Annotated in this window: 21 protein-coding genes; 9 read left to right on the forward strand and 12 right to left on the reverse strand. The window is 70.6% G+C overall.

Annotation, left to right across the window (positions count from 1 at the left end; all coding sequences use genetic code 11):
* Positions 1 to 19: 19 nt before the first annotated feature.
* The 3 genes from ACXJLU_RS00080 to rpe all read right to left on the reverse strand — a co-directional run bounded on the left by ACXJLU_RS00080 (position 20) and on the right by rpe (position 2,659).
* The gene (locus tag ACXJLU_RS00080) at positions 20 to 877 is read right to left on the reverse strand and encodes a MotA/TolQ/ExbB proton channel family protein (protein ID WP_457328512.1); all 858 of its coding nucleotides are present in this window, start codon (positions 875 to 877) and stop codon (positions 20 to 22) included.
* Between the two features lie 104 nt (positions 878 to 981).
* A complete protein-coding gene (locus tag ACXJLU_RS00085) occupies positions 982 to 1,635 on the reverse strand; it encodes an energy transducer TonB (protein ID WP_457328513.1) in 654 nt (217 codons plus the stop codon).
* 340 nt (positions 1,636 to 1,975) lie between these two features.
* Positions 1,976 to 2,659, reverse strand: a complete 684-nt coding sequence (gene rpe, locus ACXJLU_RS00090; protein WP_457328514.1) for a ribulose-phosphate 3-epimerase — start codon at positions 2,657 to 2,659, stop codon at positions 1,976 to 1,978.
* 94 nt (positions 2,660 to 2,753) lie between these two features.
* Between rpe and apaG the strand changes: the two genes are divergently transcribed.
* Entirely contained in the window at positions 2,754 to 3,128 is a 375-nt protein-coding gene (apaG, locus tag ACXJLU_RS00095) for a Co2+/Mg2+ efflux protein ApaG (RefSeq protein WP_073469357.1), read from the forward strand.
* Positions 3,129 to 3,139: 11 nt separating this feature from the next.
* Complete coding sequence (locus tag ACXJLU_RS00100) at positions 3,140 to 5,194, forward strand: site-specific recombinase (protein ID WP_457328515.1); 2,055 nt, start codon at positions 3,140 to 3,142, stop codon at positions 5,192 to 5,194.
* 3 nt (positions 5,195 to 5,197) lie between these two features.
* Here ACXJLU_RS00100 and ACXJLU_RS00105 read toward each other — a convergent pair whose 3' ends face one another.
* The gene (locus ACXJLU_RS00105; protein WP_457328516.1) at positions 5,198 to 7,174 is read right to left on the reverse strand and encodes an NHL domain-containing protein; all 1,977 of its coding nucleotides are present in this window, start codon (positions 7,172 to 7,174) and stop codon (positions 5,198 to 5,200) included.
* Between the two features lie 176 nt (positions 7,175 to 7,350).
* On the opposite strand from ACXJLU_RS00105, the gene mltA reads away from it, so the two are divergent.
* On the forward strand, positions 7,351 to 8,523 hold the full coding sequence (gene mltA, locus ACXJLU_RS00110; RefSeq protein ID WP_457328517.1) for a murein transglycosylase A: 1,173 nt from the start codon (positions 7,351 to 7,353) through the stop codon (positions 8,521 to 8,523).
* Positions 8,524 to 8,696: 173 nt separating this feature from the next.
* Positions 8,697 to 9,824: a sigma-54 interaction domain-containing protein gene (locus ACXJLU_RS00115; protein WP_457328518.1), complete on the forward strand. Its 1,128-nt coding sequence runs from the start codon at positions 8,697 to 8,699 to the stop codon at positions 9,822 to 9,824.
* A 7-nt stretch (positions 9,825 to 9,831) separates the two neighbouring features.
* Here the strand turns inward: ACXJLU_RS00115 and ACXJLU_RS00120 are convergent, their stop codons facing one another.
* Genes ACXJLU_RS00120 through ACXJLU_RS00130 form a run of 3 tightly spaced genes read right to left on the reverse strand, consistent with a single transcriptional unit; the run spans position 9,832 to position 13,773 of the window.
* Positions 9,832 to 10,707: a hypothetical protein gene (locus ACXJLU_RS00120; protein ID WP_457328519.1), complete on the reverse strand. Its 876-nt coding sequence runs from the start codon at positions 10,705 to 10,707 to the stop codon at positions 9,832 to 9,834.
* Positions 10,708 to 10,723: 16 nt separating this feature from the next.
* Entirely contained in the window at positions 10,724 to 12,028 is a 1,305-nt protein-coding gene (locus tag ACXJLU_RS00125; RefSeq protein ID WP_457328521.1) for an ABC transporter ATP-binding protein, read from the reverse strand.
* 17 nt (positions 12,029 to 12,045) lie between these two features.
* The gene (locus ACXJLU_RS00130; protein ID WP_457328522.1) at positions 12,046 to 13,773 is read right to left on the reverse strand and encodes an ABC transporter permease; all 1,728 of its coding nucleotides are present in this window, start codon (positions 13,771 to 13,773) and stop codon (positions 12,046 to 12,048) included.
* A gap of 201 nt (positions 13,774 to 13,974) precedes the next feature.
* Between ACXJLU_RS00130 and ACXJLU_RS00135 the strand changes: the two genes are divergently transcribed.
* The 3 genes from ACXJLU_RS00135 (at position 13,975) to ACXJLU_RS00145 (ending at position 16,445) form a co-directional block, all read left to right on the forward strand.
* Positions 13,975 to 15,084 (forward strand): GGDEF domain-containing protein, encoded by a 1,110-nt coding sequence (locus ACXJLU_RS00135; protein ID WP_457328523.1) that lies wholly within the window; start codon positions 13,975 to 13,977, stop codon positions 15,082 to 15,084.
* A 100-nt stretch (positions 15,085 to 15,184) separates the two neighbouring features.
* Positions 15,185 to 15,928 (forward strand): NIPSNAP family protein, encoded by a 744-nt coding sequence (locus tag ACXJLU_RS00140; RefSeq protein ID WP_457328524.1) that lies wholly within the window; start codon positions 15,185 to 15,187, stop codon positions 15,926 to 15,928.
* A 34-nt stretch (positions 15,929 to 15,962) separates the two neighbouring features.
* Positions 15,963 to 16,445, forward strand: a complete 483-nt coding sequence (locus tag ACXJLU_RS00145; protein ID WP_073469122.1) for a hypothetical protein — start codon at positions 15,963 to 15,965, stop codon at positions 16,443 to 16,445.
* A gap of 18 nt (positions 16,446 to 16,463) precedes the next feature.
* Here the strand turns inward: ACXJLU_RS00145 and ACXJLU_RS00150 are convergent, their stop codons facing one another.
* The 3 genes from ACXJLU_RS00150 to ACXJLU_RS00160 all read right to left on the reverse strand — a co-directional run bounded on the left by ACXJLU_RS00150 (position 16,464) and on the right by ACXJLU_RS00160 (position 20,169).
* Positions 16,464 to 17,408, reverse strand: a complete 945-nt coding sequence (locus ACXJLU_RS00150) for a DNA-processing protein DprA (protein WP_457328525.1) — start codon at positions 17,406 to 17,408, stop codon at positions 16,464 to 16,466.
* A 23-nt stretch (positions 17,409 to 17,431) separates the two neighbouring features.
* The gene (locus ACXJLU_RS00155) at positions 17,432 to 19,531 is read right to left on the reverse strand and encodes a RecQ family ATP-dependent DNA helicase (RefSeq protein WP_457328526.1); all 2,100 of its coding nucleotides are present in this window, start codon (positions 19,529 to 19,531) and stop codon (positions 17,432 to 17,434) included.
* A gap of 74 nt (positions 19,532 to 19,605) precedes the next feature.
* Positions 19,606 to 20,169 (reverse strand): TetR/AcrR family transcriptional regulator, encoded by a 564-nt coding sequence (locus ACXJLU_RS00160; RefSeq protein WP_073469116.1) that lies wholly within the window; start codon positions 20,167 to 20,169, stop codon positions 19,606 to 19,608.
* Between the two features lie 82 nt (positions 20,170 to 20,251).
* On the opposite strand from ACXJLU_RS00160, the gene ACXJLU_RS00165 reads away from it, so the two are divergent.
* Positions 20,252 to 20,722 carry a nuclear transport factor 2 family protein gene (locus tag ACXJLU_RS00165; RefSeq protein ID WP_457328527.1) on the forward strand — a complete coding sequence of 157 codons (471 nt, stop codon included), beginning with the start codon at positions 20,252 to 20,254 and terminating at the stop codon, positions 20,720 to 20,722.
* On the opposite strand, the gene ACXJLU_RS00170 is transcribed toward ACXJLU_RS00165, so the two are convergent.
* Positions 20,703 to 21,611, reverse strand: coding sequence for a DMT family transporter (locus ACXJLU_RS00170; protein ID WP_457328528.1), 909 nt, complete (start codon positions 21,609 to 21,611; stop codon positions 20,703 to 20,705). The two genes, ACXJLU_RS00165 and ACXJLU_RS00170, sit on opposite strands and share 20 nt — an antisense overlap.
* 104 nt (positions 21,612 to 21,715) lie before the next feature.
* On the opposite strand from ACXJLU_RS00170, the gene ACXJLU_RS00175 reads away from it, so the two are divergent.
* Positions 21,716 to 22,594, forward strand: coding sequence for a helix-turn-helix domain-containing protein (locus ACXJLU_RS00175; protein ID WP_457328529.1), 879 nt, complete (start codon positions 21,716 to 21,718; stop codon positions 22,592 to 22,594).
* A gap of 12 nt (positions 22,595 to 22,606) precedes the next feature.
* On the opposite strand, the gene ACXJLU_RS00180 is transcribed toward ACXJLU_RS00175, so the two are convergent.
* Positions 22,607 to 22,783, reverse strand: coding sequence for a hypothetical protein (locus ACXJLU_RS00180; RefSeq protein WP_457328530.1), 177 nt, complete (start codon positions 22,781 to 22,783; stop codon positions 22,607 to 22,609).
* Positions 22,784 to 22,790 lie beyond the last annotated feature (7 nt).

Genomic DNA, 22,790 nt, shown 5'->3' on the forward strand with positions numbered 1-22,790 from the left:
CTCAGGAGTGATTCCGCGATCAGCGGCTGCCGCCGCGCAGCGTCGAGCGGCTGCCCAGCAGCACGCCGTGCAGGTCCGCCCCGAAGCTGCGCACCGACTCCATCGTCACCTTGTTGCGCCGCACCAGCCAGTTGTAGCCCAGCACCGCCGGCACCGCGACCGCCAGGCCGATCGCCGTCATGATCAGCGCCTCGCCCACCGGGCCCGCCACCTTGTCGATCGACGCCTGGCCGGCAATGCCGATCGCCGTCAGCGCGTGATAGATGCCCCACACCGTGCCGAACAGGCCCACGAACGGCGCCGTCGAACCCACCGTCGCGAGGAAGGCCAGGCCGTCCTGCAGGCGGCTTTGCACGTTGTCGATCGCGCGCTGCACGCTCACRCCGACCCAGGTRTTGCGGTCGATGTTGGCCGTCAGCTCGCCCTCGTGGTGGTCGCCGGCCTCGATCGCCGTCTCGGCGATGAAGCGGAACGCGCTGCCGTCCTTCAGCGTCGCGACGCCGTCGTTCAGGCTCGCCGACTTGAAGAAGCTCTTGCGTGCCGCACGGGCCTCGCCGCTGATCTTGAAGCTCTCGAACAGCTTGGTCACCAGGATGTACCAGCTGCCCATGCTCATGATCACCAGGATGATCAGCGTGCCGCGCGCGACGAAGTCGCCCTGCGCCCACAGTGCGCTCAGGCCGTACGGGTTGTCCACCGACTCCTTCGTGACCGCGCCCGGCACCGCCACCGGGGCGGCAGCGGGGGCCGGCGCGGCCGGCGCTTCAGCGGCCGGCGCCGACGCCTGGGCGTGCACGACTTGAGGGGCCACGAACACCGTGGCGGCGATGGCAAGGCTGAGGGCCGTGGTCAGCGAACGCAGGGAAAACAAAGACATGGTGTTTCCAATCTCTAGAGAAATTAAGTTCGAGTCCATCGCCCCGGGTAAGGGCTGCGACCCGATGAATCAATGAAGTCAGTCGAGCGTGATGACGGCCGGGCTCATTCCATCTTGTAGCCGAACGGCACCTGCACCAGCACGTCCTTGCCCTGGCCCTGGCACTTGTATTCGCTGACCAGGCGCATGCTGTTGCGCGCAAAGATCGGGTGCGTCGACTTCAGCACCTTCACATCCTTGATCTCGCCGCTGGCGCTCAGCGTGAACTGGATCAGCGCCTCGCCCTTCTCGATGCCCTGGCGAATCGCRTCGCGCGGGAACACCGAGTCGCCCATCACCGTCGAGAAGTTCGAGCACACCACCGCGGCCGACACCGGYGCGGGCGGCGCTGCCGGCGCGGGYGCCGCRGCCGGCGGAGCAACAGGCGCCATCGGCGCGGCGGGCGGMGGCACCGGCGTGCTCGCGGTGATCGTCGGCTGCACCGGCGGCGGCACCGCCACCTGCACCTCCGGCGGCGGAATGAACGGCGGCGGCGGGGCTTCGAGCTTCGGCGGCGGCGGYACCACCACCTCCGGCGGCGGCGGCGGCTTCTTGATCTCCTCGATCACCTTCGTCTCGATCGGCGCGCGAACCACGTCGACCACCTTCTTGGCCAGCCCGGTCAGCAGCGCATACACGATCGCCGCGTGAAACAAAATGACAAAGCCGATCCCGACGATGTGACGTCGGGGATCGCGTTGTCGCTGCGAAAAATTCATCGGTCGCGAACTCCTGTGCAGATGAGAGGGCCTGAGCGGCTTAGGCAAGCAGCGTGCCTGCACAAGTACATGGCACAAAACGACCCGTTAGGTACCAGTTTAGTACCAGTAATACCACTCGTCAATCTGGGCAAAACCCGAGGAAAAACCCGGAAAACCGCTTTCCTGACAACAGGTTACGTTTTCAGGCTGCTGGTTGATGGGCCGCGTCGAACAGGCCCCGGTGCTGGCTTGGCGTGATTATCGAGGACGGAAAATACCACCGTCAGGCCAGAAGAATCCACGGGGTTTTCGATTGTTTCCCCGAACAAAGCACCGTGTTGGGTCGCGACGCTCTGATTCAGGCCGCCTGGAGTTCCTGGCGCATCGCATCGATGACCGCCCGGTAGTCGGCGTGGCCGAAGATCGCGCTGCCGGCGACGAAGGTGTCGGCCCCGGCTTCGGCGACGCGGCGGATGTTGTCGATCTTGATGCCGCCGTCGACCTCGAGCCGGATGTCGCGCCCGCTCGCGTCGATCAGGCGGCGCGCCTGCTCGATCTTCTTCAGCGCCATCGGGATGAAGCTCTGGCCGCCGAAGCCCGGGTTCACGCTCATGATCAGCACCTGGTCGATCTTGTCGATCACGTACTCGAGCACCGACAGCGGCATCGCCGGGTTGAACACCAGGCCGGCCTTGCAGCCCTCGGCCTGGATCAGCTGGATCGTGCGGTCGACGTGCGTGCTGGCGTCGGGGTGGAAGGTGACGGTGGTGGCGCCGGCCTTGCAGAAGGCCAGCGCGAGCGGGTCGACCGGCTGCACCATCAGGTGCACGTCGAGCGGCACCGGGCTGCCGTCGGGCCGCACCGCGTGCTTTCGGACGGCTTCGCAGATCATCGGACCGAAGGTCAGGTTCGGCACGTAATGGTTGTCCATCACGTCGAAGTGGATCCAGTCGGCGCCGGCGGCGATGACGTTGCGCACCTCCTCGCCGAGGCGGGCCAGGTCGGCCGACAGGATGCTGGGGGCGATGCGGTAGGTGGTCATGCGGTGCGGCTGCGAGACGGCCGGCAGGTGTCGCGGAAGGCCGGGATTTTAGGCGGGCCACGAAGCTGCCATGGTGCGGCTCCTAGAATGGCCCATGGCCCATCCTGAATTCACCTGCTCGGTCGCCGTGCGTCACCTGCCCGAGCAATCGAACCCCGCCACCGGCCACTACGCCTTCGCCTACACGATCACGATCCGCAACAGCGGCGACATCCCGGCGCAGCTGATCGCGCGGCACTGGCTGATCACCGACGGCCAGGGGCGCGTCGAAGAGGTGCGCGGCCTGGGCGTCGTCGGCCAGCAGCCGCTGCTGCAGCCGGGCGACAGCCACGAATACACCAGCTGGACGCGGCTGGCCACGCCGCAAGGCAGCATGCGCGGCACCTTCTTCTGCATGACCGAAGACGCGACGCCCTTCGACGCGCCGGTGCCGGAGTTCAGCCTGTCGCTCGCGTCGACCCTGCACTGACGGTCGCCGCGATGTTCGGTCGGAAGAAGGCGCCGTCGAAGGTGCAAGGGAAGGCCCGGCCGGGCCCGTGGGACCTGAGCGCGCTGCTGAACGCGGCCGATGCGTCGGCTTCGCTGCCCGAACGCCACCTGTGGCTGATCCGCCTGCTCGAATGGCTGCGCCATGCGACGCTGCCGGCCGACGGCCCGCCCGCGGCCGAGCCGGCCCCTGCTGCCACGCCGATGCCGCTGCTGCGCCTGCGCCACCTGCTGAACGTGCTGGAGCGCCACCCCGAGCACCAGGCCGAGATCGCGGCGCTGCTCGCGCGCTTCTGGCGTGAGGTGGACGTCGCGGCGCTGCTGGCCGATTTCGGCTTCTCGCCGCGCCGCGACCTGTCCGGCGAGTTCGGCCAGCGGCTGCGCCTGCGGCTGCTGCCCGGCACGCCGGCCACGACCGACCTGGCCGAGCTGTTCGGCCTGCTGTTCCCGCAGTCGAGCGACGCGCTGTGGATGGAGGCGCTCGACGACCCGACGCTCGAACGCCTGACCGCGCTGCTTGCGCCGGCCGCCGCAGCGAGCGCCGGCGGGCCGAACTGGCGCGCGCCGTTCCTCGATGCGATCACCTTCCTCGCGAGCGCGGTCCGCGCGACCGGCTTCTCGCCGACGGTGCGCCAGCGCATGAGCCCCGAGCTGCTGGTGTCGCAGCCGTTCCGCCAGCTCGCGCTGGTGGCCGAGCAGATCCGTGCGCACGCCGAAGGCGGCGACACGCCGGCGCTGCTGCGCGAGGCGCAGTACCTGCGCGCGCTGCTCGACACCTGCCGGCGCTGCGCCGACAGCGTGCACCTGCACCTCGAGGACCACGGCGTCTCGGTCGATGTGGTGTTCGCCGTCGAGCAGCTGCGCGAGCGCACGCAGCGCATCGAGGACCTGCTGATCTGCGTGCTGAGCCCGGAACCCGGCCGCGACATCATGCGGCTGACCGCCGCGCTGGTGCGCACCGCCGAAGAGCGGCGCAGCATCCGCGCGCTGTTCGCGCGGCATTACTCGCTGCTCGCGCGCAAGGTGGCCGAGCGCAGCGCCGAGACCGGCGAGCACTACATCACCCGCGACCGCAGCGAATACCGGCAGATGCTGCGCGCCGCGGCCGGCGGCGGCGCGGTGCTGGCCGGCACCACCTTCATGAAGTTCTTCGTGCTGGCGCTCGGGCTGTCGACCTTCTGGGCCGGCTTCTTCGCGGGCGTCAACTACGCCGGCAGCTTCGTGCTGATCCACCTGATGCACTGGACGGTGGCGACCAAGCAGCCGGCGATGACCGCGCCGGCGATGGCGGCCAGGCTCGACGACGTGTCGAACGACGCGGCGGTCGAGGGCTTCGTCGACGAGGTCGCGCACCTGATCCGCTCGCAGGCGGCCGGCATCCTCGGCAACCTGGCGCTGGTGATGCCGCTGGTGCTGACGGCGCAGTTCGCATGGACGGCCGCGTTCGGCGCGCCGCTGATCGGCGCGAAGGACGCGCAGCACGTGCTGGACACGCTGTCGCTGCTCGGCCCGACGCCGCTGTACGCGGCCTTCACCGGCGTGCTGCTGTTCCTCAGCTCGATCATCGCCGGCTGGGTCGAGAACTGGTTCGTCTGGCACCGGCTCGACAGCGCGATCGCATGGAACCCGCGCATCGTCGCGCGGCTCGGCACGGCGCGCGCGCAGCGCTGGTCGGTCTACTGGCGCAACAACATCTCGGGGCTGACCGCGAACATCTCGCTGGGCCTGATGCTGGGGCTGGTGCCGGCGGTCGCGAGCTTCTTCGCACTGCCGATCGAGGTGCGGCACGTGACGCTGTCGACCGGCCAGCTCGCCGCGGCGGTCGGCGCGCTCGGCTTCGACATCCTGCACCAGGCGCCGTTCTGGTGGTGCCTGGCCGGCATCGCGGTGACCGGCGGGCTGAACCTCGCGGTGAGCTTCTTCCTCGCGTTCAAGGTGGCACTGCGCTCGCGCGGCATCCGCCTCACCGACCGCAGCCGCATCTACCGCGCGATCCGCCGGCGGCTGTGGCAGCGGCCGGGGTCGTTCATCGTGCCGCCGAGAGACTGAAACTCAGCGCGGCGTCACGACGAGGACGGCGTTCTCGTCGCTCAGCACCAGCCGCCGCGGCAGGCCGGGCAGCACGCCCAGGCCGTTGGGCCGGTTCAGCAGGCCGCGTTCGCCGAGCGCGACAGCCCGAGTGCTGCCGACCCCCGCCACGGTGCTGACCTCGCCTTGCGGCGTGATGCGCCGCACCACGCTGTTGTCGGTGTCCGCGACATACAGGGTGCCGTCGGCATCGAACGTCATCAAGGTCGGCCAGCGAAAGCGCGCCGCCGCCCCCCGGCCGTCGAGATGACCCGGCACGCCGGGGCTGCCAGCGAAGGTCGTGACGACGCCGGCCGGCGTGATCTTGCGGATGCTGTGGTTGCCGCTGTCGGCGACGAACACGTTGCCCGCCGCGTCGACCGCCATACCGCCCGGCACCGTGAAGCGCGCCGCCGTGCCGATGCCGTCCGCACTGCCCTGGGCATCGAAGCGACCGACCCAGGTGGTGACGACGCCCTGCGGCGAAATGCGCCGCACCGCACCGCCCTGCAACACGAGCACGGAGCCGGCCGCATCGACCGCCGGCGCACGCGGCTGGAAAAACGACGCCGCGGCACCCGTTCCGTCGGCGCCGCCCTGCACCGCGCGGCTGCCGGCCAGCGTCGACACCATGCCCTGCGGCGTGATCCTGCGCACCACCGACGACAGCATGTCGGTGACATACAGGTTGCGGGCCGCGTCGATCGCGACACCGGTCGGCGCCTCGAAGCGCGCGACCGCCACCGGACCGTCGACGAGCGCCGACTCCGCGGCGCTGCCGGCGACCGTGGTGACGACACCGGCCGGCGAGATCCTGCGGATGCTGTGGTTCCAGAAATCGGCGACGAAGACATTGCCGTCCGGATCGACGGCCAGGCCGGACGGCGACTGGAAGCGTGCCGCACCCGCTGCGCCATCCACCGCACCGACCTGCGCAGGCTGGCCCAGCAAGGTGCTGAGCGACCCGTCGGCAGCCACGCGGCGCAGCACCGCGTTGCCCGCGTCGGCCGCCAGCAGGTCGCCGTTGCGGCGCCTGAACAATGCGCCCTCCGACACCTGAAGGCCACCGGCCGCATCGACGGCCACCCCGCACGGGACAAGCTGGCCGGCACCGCCGAAGTTCGTCGCACCCGGCATCTGCAAGGCCGGCGGCGGCACGACCGTCGTCACCTGCCCGTCTGCCAGGCGGCGCAGCGTCCCGGAGAACGTGTCCGACAGGTACAGCGCACCGGTCGTGTCGAACGCCAACGCGCACAACAGGCCACCGAAGCGTGCCTGCCCTGCCGGGCCGTCGCTGTTCCCGTTCTCCCCCGTGATCGATCCGGCGACGGTGTCGACGGTCCCTTCGCGCGACAAGCGCCGCAGCGCGGTGCCGTCTCCGATCAGCAGGCGACCGTCGGCATCGATCGCCAGCGACTGCGGGTTCCAGAAGCGCGCATCGCCGGCGGCGCCATCGCGCGGGCGCTCCTCGCCGGGGTGGCCGGCCACCGTGGTGACGTCGCCACCCGGCGCGATCCGGCGAATCGCCGCGTTGCCGAGGTCCGCGACGAACACGCCCCCACCGGCATCGGCCGCGATGCCCCGGGGGTTCGAGAAGCGGGCCTGCAGGCCCGGTCCGTCGACCCACCCGGTCTCGTCGAGTCGCGATCCGGCGATGGTGCGCAACCCGCCATCCGGCGACAGCGCGCGGACGGCGTTGCAATCGAGGAAGTACAGCGTGCCGTCGGCACCCTCGGTCATCGCGCCAGGAAAACACAGGCGCGCACGCCCCGCCGGCCCGTCGACATAGCCGCTGCCCCCCAGGCCGCCTGCCAGCAGCTCGACGCGGGCCTGCGATTCGGCGGGCGGCGCCACGCCGGCGGCGGCCGGGTCCGCATCGCTGCCGGAGCCTCCTGCGCAAGCCGCCAGGGCCCACGCGACGACCGCGCCCCACACCACCACCCGCATCCACGCTGTGTTCATGTTGTCCTCCCGATTGACCTCGTGGCCGGACCCGCGGCGTGTTCGCCGTCGGGCAGCCCCCTCCTCATTCGTCCCGATCGCGCCGCTCGCCCTTCTTGCGCCCCGAGAACATCGTCCACCACACGATCAGCAGCAGCACCGCGAGCGCGCCCAGCGCTTCGAGGAGAATCAGACCCATGACGATGTTCCCTGGCCGCGGCCGCTGGTGGATGGCGGCGGCGATTCTAGGCGCGCTGGTCGGCTGCGCGAGCCTGCAATACCCCCCCGTGGCACCGGTTCCCCCGGAGCCGGCCGCCAATGCGCCGACCGCCACGCCGACACCTCCCCTCCTCCCCGGCGACAAGCCCGTGCTGACGCGCACGCGCAGCCGCTGGGTCGGTGCCGCGTGGACCGACCTGCCCGGCTGGGAGTTCGACAGCACCGCCGAGCTGTGGCCGGCGCTGCTGCGCAGTTGCGAGAGGCCAGGCCCCGACTGGACGAAGCTGTGCGCCGACGCGCAGAAGCTCACGACCATCACCGACGGCAGCGTGCGCGTGTTCCTGCAGAACCGCGTGCAGCCGTGGCGCGTCGAAACGCTCGAGGGCGCGACCGATGGCCTGATGACCGGCTACTACGAGCCGCTGGTCGAAGCGAGCCGCGTGCCGCGTGGCGCGTTCCGCATCCCGCTGTACGCGCCGCCGGCCGACCTGGCCACGCGCAAGCCCTACTGGACGCGCCAGCAGCTCGACACCGTGCGCGCCGCGCAGGCCGCGCTGCGCGGCCGCGAGATCGCGTACATCGCCGACCCGCTCGACGCACTGGTGCTGCAGATCCAGGGCTCGGGCCGGCTGCAGCTGACCGAGGCCGACGGCACGCGCAAGCTGCTGCGCGTCGCGTTCGCGGCGCACAACGACCAGCCGTACAAGTCGGTCGGGCGCTGGCTGATCGACCAGGGCGAGCTGACGCTGGAGCAGGCCTCGTGGCCGTCGATCAAGGCGTGGGCGCGCAAGAACCCGAAGCGGCTCAACGAGATGCTGTGGGCGAATCCGCGGGTGATCTTCTTCCGCGAAGAGCCGCTGCCCGACCCGCAGCTCGGGCCCAAGGGCGGCCAGGGCGTGCCGCTGACGCCGGGGCGCTCGATCGCGGTCGACACGCAGAGCATCCCGTACGGCACGCCGGTATGGATCGATGCGACCGAGCCGCTGAGCGCGACCCCGCTGCGGCGCGCGGTGATGGCGCAGGACACTGGGACCGCGATCACGGGTGCGGTGCGGGCGGATTATTTCTGGGGGTGGGGGGATGTGGCCGAGCAGCAAGCCGGGCGCATGAAGCAGCCGTTGCGCTTGTGGGTGTTGTGGCCGCGCTCTTGAAGTGACGTGGAGCCCCGGATTGGCATCCGGGCTACTTCAGGGCCCGAACCGTCGAGCGCGCGCGCCCCGATCGCCTTGATGCGCGCATATGCAAGCGTGAAATGCTGCGTTCACGGCACGGAACAAGACACCTAATGTGCAGATCGCGTCATTTGCCAGCCATCGCCAACCGCATGTCCGCCGACCACCTGCTCACCCTGCCCGATTCCGCCAGCCTCGCGCTCTCGATCCGCGCCAAGGCCCTGCTGTTCCACGACCCGCGTTCGCTCGCCGTGCTGGAGCAGGTGGAGCGCGTCGCCGGCAGCGACGCCACCGTGCTGGTCGTCGGCGAGACGGGCACCGGCAAGGAGCTGATCGCCCGCCACATCCACAAGCGCAGCGGGCGCGACGGCCCCTTCATCGCGGTGAACTGCGGCGCGTTCAGCGAATCGCTGATCGACGCCGAGCTGTTCGGCCACGAGGCCGGTGCGTTCACCGGCGCCCACCAGGCGCGAGCCGGCTGGTTCGAGGCGGCCAACGGCGGCACGCTGTTCCTCGACGAGATCGGCGACCTGCCGCTCGCGCTGCAGGTGAAGCTGCTGCGCGTGCTGCAGGAGCGGCAGGTGGTGCGGCTCGGCTCGCGGCGCGCGATCCCGCTCGACGTGCGGCTGGTGGCCGCCACCAACGTCGAGCTGCACCGCGCGGTGGAGGCGCAGCACTTTCGCGCCGACCTGTACTTCCGCTTGAGCGTCGCGACGATCGAGTTGCCGCCGCTGCGCGACCGCCCGAGCGACATCCTGCCGCTCGCGCGCCACTTCATCGCGGTGTGCGGCGGCAAGCTGTCACTGCACGGCACGCAGCTGTCGCCCGAGGCGCGCAGCGCGCTGCTGGCCTATGCCTGGCCGGGCAACATCCGCGAGCTGGAGAACGTCATCCACTACGCGCTGATCGTCTGCCGCGACGGCATCATCCGGTTGAGCGACTGCCGCTTCTCGCCGCTCGGGTTCCTGGGCGCGGTCACCTCGCCAGCTGCCTCGACAGCGCCTCAGTCCGCGGGGCCACCGCCGGCCGCGGATCCGCTGGCCGCGCTGGAGCGCGCCATCGACGCGCTGATGGACAGCAGGCATCCGCAGCTGGTGGCGGCGATCGAGGCCCTGGTGGTGCGGCTCGGTTTCGCGCGCTGCCACGACAACCAGGTGCAGACCGCGCGGCTGCTCGGCGTCACGCGCAACACGCTGCGCACGCTGCTGAAGCGGCATGGGCTGCTGGCGCTGTCGTCGCGGGGGGAGGTGGACGAGGAGCTGGATGTCGAGACGGCTTGAGCCTGGGTCATCGGCACGCCAGGTAGACCTGCCGTTCCCGACGAGGCGGAATGCCGATGGCGCAGGCCTTCAGCACGTCTCGGCCGAGCGAGCCTTCATAGACGACGCCGGCCGCCACGCCCGCCTCATCGCGGGTCCGGATGCGGATGGGTGCGAGCACGATCGATCCGATGCGCAGCGGCTGCGCCTGCAACGACTGCTGGTTGACGGATCGCTCGCCCATCGCCGACAGCGTTGCAGACGAGCCGTCGGTCGGAGCGCCTTCCAGGTAGCGTCTGGCGAACTGCGTGTAGGGGCGGCCGGTGTCGATGTCGATGAGCACTTCGGCCCGATCGCCCCAGGCACCGCGGACCAGCATCGCACCGATCGATTCGCCGATGCGCTCCAGACGAACGCTGGACCGGTCGGGGTAGAGCTTGCGGAACTCATCGAACGGCTCACCGGTCGCGTGCAGCGCGAACAAGCGGCTCGACGGGAAGTCGAGCACCACGAGATCGTTCGGTGCCAGTTGCTGCGGGCTCAGCATGCCGGCGAGCTTCGCTGCGGCGAACTCGGGGATGGTCGGGATGACTTCGCACGGAACGGCGGCGGCCGTCTCGCTGCCAAGCTGAATCTGCAAGGCATGCCGACAAGTCGGACCGCCCGCATGGCCGCGCAGGCGCGGTGCAGCCTCCGAGACGACGAGGCTCGGCGACGAACCGGTGTCGAGAACGAAGCTTTCGAGTCGGCCACGGACACGCACGTCGATGACCGGGCCGAAGCCTTCGTGGGCAGGCTGCTGTGAGAACGGGTGATCGAAGAGCAACGCCTGGGCTTGGGCCGCGGAACGACTCGTCAGAAACGCCAGAGCGCAGGTGATCAGGAGAAGCTTGGCAACTCTCACGCAACGCTCCCCTCGGTCACCCCTCCGCCATCTCCTGCCGCCCCTCCGGCAAGCGGATCACCCCGGTCCGGTAGTCGTACTCGAACACCTCGCCGTGCCGGCCCCACTCGATGGCCGTGCGCAGCACGCGCTCGGCCTCGGCGGCATCGAGGCTGTCGCTGAGCAGGCGCAGGAACGGCTCCTGCGGCAGCTCGCCCGAGCTCTCCTGCTCCAGGCTGTGCCGGATGTGCGCGGCCAGCGGCACCGTGGCCAGCAGCTGCTGGCCGAACAGCTGCTGGCGCAGCGTGTGGTCGCCGTCCACATAGCGCCGCCCGAGCGGCGTCATGTGCAGGTCGCCATCGGCCAGCTGCGCCAGGCCCAGCAGCGACAAGCCCTGCGTCAGCGGCAGCAGCTCGTGGTCGGTCAGCTCGGTCTCCTCGGCCAGCTTCGGCAGGTCGGCATGGCCGGCGAACAGGTCGTCGGCCAGCAGCTCCAGCAGCCCGTCCATGCGACTCACGTCGGCCTGCGGCAGGCGGTGCGCCAGCGGCAGCGCGACCGGCTCGCCGGCCGGGCGGCGGCCGGTGCCGGCCGTCATCAGCGCATAGACCTCGTCGACCAGCTGCCGCACCTCGGCGCTGTCCGGGTCGCGCGGGCGCGGCAACTGCACCGAGAGCTGGCAGCGCACCCGCCCCGGGTCGCTCGCGAAGATCAGCACGCGGTCGGCCATCAGCACCGCTTCCTGGATGTTGTGCGAGACCACCAGCATCGCCTTCGTCGGCATGCGGCGCGAGGTCCAGAGTTCGAGGATCTCCTCGCGCAGCCGCTCGCCGGTCAGCACGTCGAGCGCCGAGAAGGCCTCGTCCATCAGCAGGATCTCGGGCTCGACCACCAGCGCCCGCGCAATGCCCACGCGCTGGCGCATGCCGCCCGACAGCTCGCGCGGCAGCGCGCCCTCGAAGCCCGCCAGCCCGATCAGCTGGATCGCCGCCACCGCGCGCGCCGCCCGCTCTGCCGGCGCCATGCCGCGCGCCTCGAGCCCGAGCTCGACGTTCTGCTGCACCGTGAGCCACGGGAACAGCGCGAACGACTGGAACACCATCGCGATGCCGCGCGCCGGGCCGTGCAGCGGCTGCTCGCGGTAGCGCACATCGCCGGCATCGGCCGGGATCAGCCCGGCCAGGATGCGCAGCAGCGTCGACTTGCCCGAGCCCGATTGCCCGAGCAGCGACACGATCTCGCCCTCGGCCAGCCGGAAGTCCACGCCCTCGAGCACCGCGCGCGCGCTGCCGTCGGCCGAGCGGAACGACTTGCCGACGCCCTTCAGTTCGATCAGTGTCTTCATGCCCGTTCCCCAGGTCCCTAGAAATGCATGCGGTCTTCGGCCAGCCGGTAGAGCCGGCGCCAGACCAGGTGGTTCATGCCCATCACGAACACGCACATCACGCCGATGCCGAGCGCGATGCGCGGAAAGTCGCCGATCGCCGTCATGTGCGCGATGTAGCTGCCCAGCCCCTTCGCCTGCAGCGTGGTGTCGCCCCAGGTCACGTACTCGGCGACGATGCTCGCGTTCCACGAGCCGCCGCTGGCGGTGATGGCCCCGGTGACGAAGCTCGGGAACACCGCCGGCAGCAGGTAGCGGCGCCAGCGCAGCCAGCCCGACAGGCCGAGGTTCTGCGCCGCATAGCGCAGCTCGGTCGGGATGCCACTCGCGCCGGCGATCACGTTGAACAGCAGGTACCACTGCGTGCCCAGCACCATCAGCGGCGACAGCCAGATGTCGGGGTTCAGCTTCCAGCGCACGATGAACAGCACCGCCACCGGAAACATCAGGTTGGCCGGGAACGCCGCGAGGAACTGCGCCACCGCCTGCAGCCGCCCGGACCAGCGCGGGTTCATGCCGATCCAGATGCCCACCGGCACCCACACCAGTGCGGCCAGCGCCGTCAGCACCAGCACGCGCAGCATCGTGATCGAGCCGAGCACCAGCACATGCCCCGCCTCGGCCCAGCCGACCTCGGTGTGGATGAAGCGCAGCAGCTGCCACAGCGCGATCAGCACCGCCGCGGCCAGCAGCGCGTCCCACGCACGCTGCAGCGTCGCGCCGGCCGGCCGCGCGCGGGCCCGGATCGAGGTGCCGTCGTGGCGGCGCCGGAACAGCGTCAGCGAGCGGCCGAACAGCGCCGCGACGCGCAGCGCGAACGGCTGCAGCCGCTCGGTGCGGCGCAGCCAGGTCAGCAGCCACGACGACGGCGCGCTCTCGCTGCTGCCCTCCTCGAAGCGGAACTTGTCGGCCCACGCGAGCAGCGGCCGGAAGAACAGCTGGTCGTACAGCACGATGCCGACCAGCATCGCGCCGATCGCCCAGCCGATCGCGTGCAGGTCGCGCTGCTCGATGGCCAGCGCGATGTACGAGCCGATGCCGGGCAGCTTGATGCTCTGCTGCGACACCGCGATGGCCTCCGACGCGACGACGAAGAACCAGCCGCCGGACATCGACATCATCATGTTCCACAGCAGCGCCGGCATCGCGAACGGCAGCTCGAGCCGCCAGAAGCGCTGCCAGCCCGACAGCTGGAACACGCGCGCCGCCTCCTGCAGCTCGGGCGGCACGGTGCGCAGCGACTGGTAGAGGCTGAAGGCCATGTTCCAGGCCTGCGACGTGAAGATCGCGAAGATCGCCGCGCATTCCACGCCGAACAGGTTGCCCGGGAACAGCGCGATGAAGCCGGTGACGGTGATCGACAGGAAGCCGAGGATCGGGATCGATTGCAGGATGTCGAGCAGCGGCACCAGCACGCGCTCGGCGGCGCGGTACTTGGCCGCCAGCGCCGCGAACACGCAGGCGAACAGCACCGAGGCACCGAGCGCGAGGAACATGCGCAGCGTGGTGCGCAGCAGGTAGTACGGCAGCGCGCTCGGGTCGAGCGTCAGCGGCAGCACCTCGCCGAGCTGGTAGGGCCGCGCCATCTGCGAGCCGCCCCAGGCCAGCAGCACCAGCACCGCGAGCACCAGCGGCAGCAACGCCCAATCCCAGCGGTTGCCGCCGGACTCGACCACCTGGCGCGGGAAGAAGCGTTTGTCGGTCATCGGTGCCTGGAGTGACGGGTGGTGCGGGCGCGGGGCGATTGTCGTCGCTGCGCGCTGCCGGCCTGCGGGCCTGCGCCAGTGCGCATGTTGCGCCGTGTGTCGCGCCCCCCGATTCGCGCCCCCCGGCCTCCGGGGGTGGATCCGGGTTGGCGTCTCCTGCCGCATTCCTACAATCCCGCGGATGTCCTGCCAACCGTGTCCGTGAGCGCACTGCCCGCCCCCGTCGGCGACCTGTTGTGGGGCCCATCCGGGCGCCGGCGCGGTCACGCCCGGCTGACGCTGCTGGCGCTGGCGGTCTACCTGCTGTTCTCGGCGGTGTGCTGGCTGGAGGTGCAGCTGGGGATGATGCGGGCCGCACCGGCCGCCTGGCTGTGCGCGAGCAGCCTGGTCGGCATCTCGGTCTTCTACGGCCTGGTGCGCAGCGGCCTCAGCGAGCGGCTGTCGCACGACCCGTCGCTGACGATGCCGCAATCGGTGTTCGGCATCGCGATCACCGCGTGGGGCTACGCGATCAACCCGCAGCTGCGCGGCGCGGTGATGGCCATCATGCTGCTGAACCTGGTGTGGGGCATGTTCGTGATGTCGCCGCGCGAAGCCCGGCTGCTGGGCGCGCAGGCGCTGGTGCTGCTGGGCGGCGTGATGCTGTGGAAGTCGCGCACCGACCCGGCGCAGTTCCCGCCACACATCGAGGCGATCCAGTTCCTGTTCTGCGTGATCCTGATGACCGCGATGTCGGCGCTGGCGGTCAGCATGGGCCGGCTGCGCGCGAAGCTGCGGCAGCGCCAGGCCGAGCTGCAGGCCGCGCTCGCGAAGATCCACCACCTGGCCACGCGCGACGACCTGACCGGCCTGGTGAACCGCCGCCACCTGACCGAGCTGCTGGACGCCGAACGGACGCGGCAGAAGCACCACGGCCAGCCGCTGAGCCTCGTGCTGATGGACCTCGACCACTTCAAGCCGATCAACGACAACCACGGCCACGCGGCCGGCGACCAGGTGCTGAAGATCTTCGCCGACGCGGCCCAGGCCGCGCTGCGCGACACCGACGTGCTCGGCCGCTGGGGCGGCGAGGAGTTCCTGCTGATGCTGCCATCGACGCCTCAGGCGCAGGCGCTGCAGTGCGTTGACCGGCTGCGCGCGGGGCTGGCGGCAGCGCCGTTCGACGAGGTGGCACCGGGGCTGCGGCTGACCTTCTCGGCGGGCCTGAGCACCTGCGGCGACGGCGAGGCGCTGCAGGCGGCGATCGAGCGGGCCGACAAGGCGATGTACCGCGCCAAGCTGCGCGGCCGCGACGGCACGGTGGTCGGCTGAACTCGGCCGCACTCTGCTGAAGTCTGCTGAAGTCTGCTGACACCAGGTGTCAGCATCCCCGGCGCAGCATCACCCTCCCAAGAGACGAGGAGATGCCCCGATGACCGTGATGACGCTGGAACGCCCGGCCCGTGCCGTGGCTGCTGACACCATTCCGTCCCCTTGTGCCATCGTCGAGCTGCGGCGCTATGCGCTGCACCCCGGCCGGCGCGAGACGCTGATCGAGCTGTTCGACCGCGAGTTCGTGCACACGCAAGAGGACTGCGGCATGCGCGTGCTGGGCCAGTTCCGCGACCTCGACGCGCCCGACGATTTCGTCTGGCTGCGCGGCTTCGCGAACATGGCCGAGCGGCGCGACGCGCTGGCCGCGTTCTACGGCGGCCCGGTGTGGCGGCGCCACCGCGACGCTGCCAACGCGACGATGCAGGATTCGTCGAACGTGCTGCTGCTGCGCAACGTGCAGACCGCCGCCACCCATGCGGCGCGGCCCGGCATGCTGCTGGCGGTGGTGTGTGCGCTCGATGCGCCGGCCACGCCCGAGCTGTTGCAGCGCTTCGAGCACGAGGTGCGGCCCTGCCTGGTGGCCGCTGGCATGGAGGTGCAGGCCGTGCTGAAGACCGAGCACACGACCAACGACTTCCCGGCGCTGCCGGTGCGCACCGACACCGAGGCCTTCGTGTGGATCTGCCGCTTCGACAGCGTGGCCCACCAGCTCGACTGCGCCGACCGTCTGTTCACCTCGGCGATCTGGCGCGATGCGGTGTGGCCGCGCTGGCTGTCGCAGCTGCGTTCGGCACCGGAGATGTTCCGCCTGCAACCCACCGCCGGCTCGGCCTGGCGCTGAAACCCTTCACCGTCCCGACCTTCTGGAGACCACGATGAGCTACACACTGGACCGCACCGGGCAGCCGGACGACTTCGACTTCCTGCACGGCCGCTGGCAGGTCGAGAACCGGTGCCTCGCGACGCGCACGCCGGGCAGCAACGACTGGAAGGAGTTTCCCTCGGTGCTGGGGTGCGAGCCGCGCCTCGGTGGCATCGCCAATGTCGAACAGATCGACTTCCCGACACAGGGCTGGTCGGGCATGACGATGCGGCTGTTCGACATCACGAAGCGGCAGTGGTCGATCTACTGGATCAGCAGCCGCACCGGCACGCTGTACCCGCCGGTGCATGGCGGCTTCAGCGGCGACCGCGGCGAGTTCTACGGCGAAGACGAGGACAACGGCCGCAAGGTGTATGCGCGCTTCGTGTGGCTGCGCCAGGGGCCGGATTCGGCGCGTTGGGAGCAGGCCTTCTCGCCGGATGGCGTGGAATGGGAGACGAACTGGACGATGCAGATGACGCGCGTGCCCGGCTGAGCGCAATGGCCTGAGGGTTCAGGGCCCCGCGCCGAAGTGATCGCGCAGCGCTTCGCCTGCGCCGGGCACGAACTCGAAGGCCAGCCCGCCCTGCTCGACCAGCGCGGCGTTGCCGGCGCCATGGCCGGGGGTCCTGACGTGCAGCGGCAGCCACTGCGCCTTCAGGGCCTCCAGCGCACCGGCCCAGGTGCCACCGGTGCCGAGCGCGCAATCGATCACCAGCGCGTGGTCGGCCAGCGCGTAGATGTACTTGTTGCGCCCCATCGCGTTGCCGGTGTGGAAGCCGACCTCCGGCGCGAAGGGCGATACCAGGGTCAGGCGGCCCTGCTGCAGACCGCCGCGGTTCAGCCGGCCGAGGCTCGCCTTCAGCAGCTCGCCGGGGAGCACGACGACGGCCTGACCGCCGGCCTCGACGGCGCCCTGCATCGCGGCCGTGTCGACACCGCGCGCGCCGCCCGAGATCACCACCATCCCTTCGTCGGCGCACGCGGCCGCGGTCAGCCGCGTGAACTCCAGCGCCGGCTCGATGGCATCGCGTGAACCGACGATGGCGACGCCGCCTTGATCGAGCAGCTCCTGGCGGCCCGCGCCGTACAGCAAGGGCGGCGCGGCATGCTTCAAGCGGCGCTTCAAGGCGCGCGGATACGCCGCATCGCCGCGCGAGATCACCCACAGGCCCGCACGGCTCCAGCGCTCCAGCGCCAGTGCCATCGCGGTGCCGCGTTCCAGCAGGAACTCGATGCGCGGACGCTCCAGCGCGATCTCGTGCACGCTGTCGAGCGCCGCCCGCCCCGCGGCAGCCAGCAGGTCGGCCGGCCGCATGCTGCGCGCATTCAGCCACCGGGCCAGCGCGGCGTAGTCGTTGGTCGACAGCGGCTCGGCAGGCGCCTGCCCTTCACCACCGAACCTGCCGCACAACAGCAGGACCGCTTCGGTGTCGGCACTCAATCCCTCGGCACTCATCGTCGTGGCACTGCTGGTGAAAGCTACTTCGCCGACGTGACGGCGAGGGCGAACGGGTAGACGGCGCCCGCGCCCGCCTGCCGCAGCAGCGCGGTCGCGAGCGTCAGCGTCCAGGCCGAATCGACCAGATCGTCGACCAGCAGCACCGGCCCGTCGACGCCCTGCTGGTCATCGACGACAAACGCCCCATCGAGGTTGTGGCACTGGTGGAAGCGGTTCTCCATGTCTCGCTGCGGCTGCGTCTCGCGCGTCTTCACGAGGGCCGGCCGGAACGGTACCCCCAGGGCCTCGGCGAGGCGCCTCGCAAAGTCGGGCACCAGCTCGGGTTGCCGCATCGACGGGATGCAGGTCACCCAGGTCACCCGCGCGGCCTCCGGCCACCGGTGGCGGACCAGGTCGGCCGCGGCCTCGACCAGTTCGTCGTCGAAGCGGCCCTGCGCCTTGCCGCGCGCCACCAGTTGGCCCCACACCGGCTCGCCCCAGCGCGACAGCACCCGGCCCGCTTCGCCGCGCAAGCCCTGCGCAATGTTCTGCTTGCTCCAGCCGTGGTCGCCGGCGTACTGCGGCAGCGCGTCGATGTCCCATTGCTTCTTCAGTTCCAGCGGCATCTCGCTGTGCCTGGTGAAGCGCTGCGCCGCGATCAGCAGTGCGCGATCGATCTCCACCGGCAGCACCGGCCGCCCGAGGCACACCGCACAGCGGCCGCAGGCCTGCGTGCCGACGTCGTCGAGCGCATCCGCCAGGAACTGCATCAGGCAGCGCTCGTTGGCGAGGTACTGCTTCATCTGCGCCCATTCGGCCTCGCGCTGCTGCGTGAGGTGCGCGATGCGCTGCCGGTCGAGCCGGAACGGCTGCGCGGTGCGGTACCAGGCGCCGTCGAGCCGCAGCACCGGCGACTCCGGCTCCACCACCAGCAGCTTCAGCACCTTCTCGATCTGCGACTGCCGCAGGTTGACCGCGCGCTCCAGCGCCCGCACGCTCAAGCCGTCGTCGGCGGCCTCCAGGGCCCCGAGGATCCGGTCGACCTGCCCTTCCGGCGGGAAGGCGGCATCGCGGAAGTACTCGTTGATGTCCTCCTCTTCCTCGCCCGACAGCAGCACGCCGCAGGCGGATGGAATCGCGCGGCCGGCCCGCCCCACCTGCTGGTAGTAGGCGACCACGTTGCCCGGCGTCTGGTAGTGGATGACGAAGTGCAGGTCCGGCTTGTCGTAGCCCATGCCGAGCGCGGTGGTGGCGACCAGGCACTTCAGGCCGTTGGCCAGCAGCGCCTGTTCGAGCGCCTGCCGCTCGTCGTCGGGCTTGCCGGCGTGGTACGCGCGGGCATCGATCCCCTGCAGCTGCAGCCACTCGGCGACCCGGTCGGCATCGCGCGTGGTCAGCGTGTAGACGATGCCGCTGCCCGGCAGGCCGGGGATGCGATCCGCCAGCCACGCCAGGCGGTCCGCCGCGCCCGGCAGGCGCATGTTCTGCAGCGCCAGGCTCTCGCGCAGCAGCGGCCCGCGCTGCACCACCACGCCGGCACCGAGCTGCGCGGCCACGTCGGCCTCGACGCGCCGGTTGGCCGTGGCGGTGGTCGCGAGCACCGCAATGTTGCCGGGCAGGCGCGCCAGCACCTGGCCCACGCGCCGGTAGTCGGGCCTGAAATCGTGGCCCCAGTCGGAGATGCAATGCGCCTCGTCGATGACCAGCAGGCCGATGCGCGCGGCGATGGCCTGCAGCGTGCCGGCGACGAACTCGTCGTTGGCCAGGCGTTCGGGCGAGATCAGCAGCAGGTCGACCTGGCCGGCCAGCAGTTCGTCGCGCACCACGCCCCAGTCGTCGCGGTTGGTCGAATTGACGGTGAGCGCCCGCAGGCCGAGCCGCTGCGCCGCGTCGATCTGGTTGCGCATCAGCGAGAGCAGCGGCGAGATGATCAGCGTGACGCCGGCGCCCTGCGCCCGCATCAACGTGGCCGCGACGAAATACACCATGCTCTTGCCCCAGCCGGTACGCTGCACGCACAGCACCTTGCCGCGCTGGTTCACGATGTGGTCGATGGCCTCCCACTGACCCGCGCGGAAGTCGGCCTCCGGCTGGCCCATCGCGACGCGGAAACAGCGCAATGCCTCGGCTTCGACGACCATGTGTGCTGTTCCTTGCAGGTGCCCGGCCGACCCGGGCTGCGGGGCAGTGTACCGACGCGCGACGGCGCGTCAGTTCACGACCAGGACTTCTGCAGCAGCCGGTGCGCCACGTCGGCCGCGGCGGCGTCGCCGGTCATGTGCGCGCGCACGATCGCGCCCTCGACGATCAGCAGCGCGTCTTCCGCGGCCCGCACCGGCTGCGGGTGGCCGCAGCGCCGCGCGAGTGCGAGCAGGCAATCCTGCAGCTCGTCCTTGTGGCTTTGCACCACGCTGATCGCCTCGCCCTGCGCCGAGCCTTCGGCCAGCGTGTTGATGAAGGCGCAGCCGCGGAAATCCGGTTCCTCGAACCATTCGCGCAGCACCTCGGCCGCGCGCTCCATCGCCGGCCCGGCAGCGTCGCAGCGCTGCTCCAGCCTGCGCGTGAACCACGTCATCCAGCGTTCGTGCCGCAGCCGCAGGAAGGCCAGCACCAGGTCGTCCTTCGACGGGAAGTGGCGGTAGAACGAGGCTTTCGCCACCTGCGATTCGGCGATCAGCCGGTCGATGCCGACCGCGCGGATGCCGTCGGCGTAGAAGAGCCGCATCGCGGTCTCGAGGATGCGCTGGCGGGGTTCGAGCGGGGCGGCGGTGGTCGTCATGGCCCGCAGTTTGACAGACAGACTTGTCTGCTTCAAGATTCGCCACATAGACAGACCTGTCTACATCCACAAAGGAAGCCCCATGGACACCCCCCGCCCGCCGCTGCCCCCGTTCGCCGAAGAATCCGCCACGCTGAAGGTGCGCCTGGCCGAAGACGCCTGGAACAGCCGCGACCCCGACCGCGTCGCCGCCGTCTACACCGAGGACACGCGCTGGCGCAACCGGGCCGAGTTCCCGGTCGGCCGAGAGCAGGTGCGCGTCTTCCTGCAGCGCAAGTGGGCGCGCGAGCTCGACTACCGGCTGATCAAGGAGCTGTGGGCCTTCGGCGGCGCGCGCATCGGCGTGCGCTTCGCCTACGAGTTCCACGACGATTCCGGCCAGTGGTTCCGCAGCTACGGCAACGAGAACTGGGAGTTCAACGCGCAGGGCCTGATGGAGCGCCGCTACGCCAGCATCAACGACCTGCCGATCCAGCCCGAGCAGCGGCTGTTCCACTGGCCGCTCGGTCGCCGCCCCGACGACCACGCCGGGCTCAGCGCGCTGGGGCTGTGACGGCAGCCGCCGCGGGCGCGGCCTTCGGCTTGCGGAACACGATCACGTTGCCGGCCATCACCAGCACCAGCCCGAACAGCGCGGGCGCGGTCCACTGGTAGCCCTCGACCCAGGCCGACACGTTCAGCGCGACCACCGGGAACAGCACGGTGCTGTAGGCGGCGCGCTCCGGCCCGAGGCGGCCGACCAGCGTCAGGTAGGCGGTGAAGCCGATCACCGAGCCGGGGATCGCGAGGTACAGCAGCGCGCCGACGTAGGTGGGCGACGGATCGAACGCCCAGCCGACGCCGCCGACTGCGCAGCCGGCCGCCAACACCGTCGCGCCGATCAGCATGCCCCAGGCGTTGGTGACGACCGGCGCGTTGCCGAGTGCCTGCAGGCGTGTCGACAGCATGTTGCCGGCCGAGAAGCACAGCGTGCCGGCCAGCCCGAGCGCGAGGCCGGTCAGCGTGTCGGGCGAGGCATCGTGGCGCGCCAGCTCCGGCCAGAACAGTGCCGCCAGCCCCAGCATGCCGAGCGCGCTGCCGGCCAGCACGCGCGGTGCGAGCGGCCGGCCCAGGAAGACGCGCGCGTTGAACGCGTTCCACACCGTCGCGGTCGAGAACAGTACCGCGACCAGCCCGCTCGGGATGAAGCGGCTCGCGTGCAGGAAGCAGATGAAGTTCAGGCAGAACAGGCACACGCCCTGCGCGGCGATCAGCTTCATCGCGCGGGCGTCGGGCCGCTTCAACCGCCCGGTAGCGGCCAGCCAGATGAACAGCACCGCGGCGGCCAGCGCGAAGCGGTAGGCGATGGACCACGGGATCGGCACCGGGCCGAGCTGCAGCTTCAGCGCGATCCAGGTGGTGCCCCAGATCAGCACGGTGAGCACGTAGAGGAAGAGGTTCATCCGGCGAGTGTCGGCTGCAGGGTGTGAATCCGGTTGCACAAAACTGCGGTTTGTCGCGGTCACCTCGTGCGTGCGCGCGACGCGGCCGCTACAGTGGCGAGGCCATGGTGACCGTGCCCGACCTGTCCCGCCACGAAGTGTTCGACGTGCTCGCGCACTCGCGCGCGCAATTGCTGCGCAGCGCCACGCTGGGCGACGGCCTGGCCGTCGCGGTGTGGCGCAACGCGGCCGACGCGACGCGCTACAGCCGGCCGTCGCACCACACGCTGTCGCTGTACCTGAGCGGCGGCCAGGGCACCTGGCGGCGCGAGGTGCCCGACCTGCGCGGCGAGCCGGGCCGGTTGTGCGTGATGCCGGCCGGCCACGAATCGCGCTGGGTGGTGGGCGGCGAGCAGAGCTTCGTGCACCTGTACTTCGACGAGGCGCAGCTCGCGCCGCTGGCGGTGCGCCTGCTCGACCGCGAACCGCGCGAGGTGCAGGTGCCCGACCTGACCTTCGTCGGCGACACCCGCGTGGCCGGTCCGCTGCACGCGCTGGCGATGCTGGACTGGCAGGATCCGCAGGCGCGCTTGCAGGCCAATGCGCTCGGGCACGAGGCGCTGGCCGCGCTGCTGATCGCGCACGCCACGCGCGGTCACCGCACGCCGCCACGCGGCGGGTTGTCGGCACACGTGCGGCGGCGGCTGGTCGACTGGGCGGAGGCGCGCCTCGACCAGCCGGTGACCATCGGCGAGATGGCCGCCATGGCGGCGCTGTCCGAGCACCACTTCGCACGCATGTTCCGCACCTCGTTCGGCATCGCGCCGCATGCGTGGGTGCTGTGGCTGCGCATCGAGCGCGCCAAGCAACTGCTGCGGCATTCCGATGCGCCGCTCGACGAGGTGGCGCGGCAGTGCGGGCTGGCCAGCGCGAGCCACCTGGTGAACCGGTTCCGCGCGAGGACCGGGGTCACGCCCGGGCAGTACCGCCAGTTCGGGAAGTGACGGCTGCGTCGCTCAGGGCTTCTTGACCGAGGGCCTCTGCCGGCGCGGACCCGGCACCTCGCTCGTCTTGGCAGACGGATAGGTCAGCGTTGCACGACGGATCGACTCCTTCAGGAAATCGGGAAGGCTCTCGATCTCCTTGCGCGCCGCGTCGAACTGGTCCATGAATTCTTTGTAGTGCAGCTTCATTCCGTTC

It is taken from the genome of Rhizobacter sp. P5_C2, assembly GCF_054049715.1.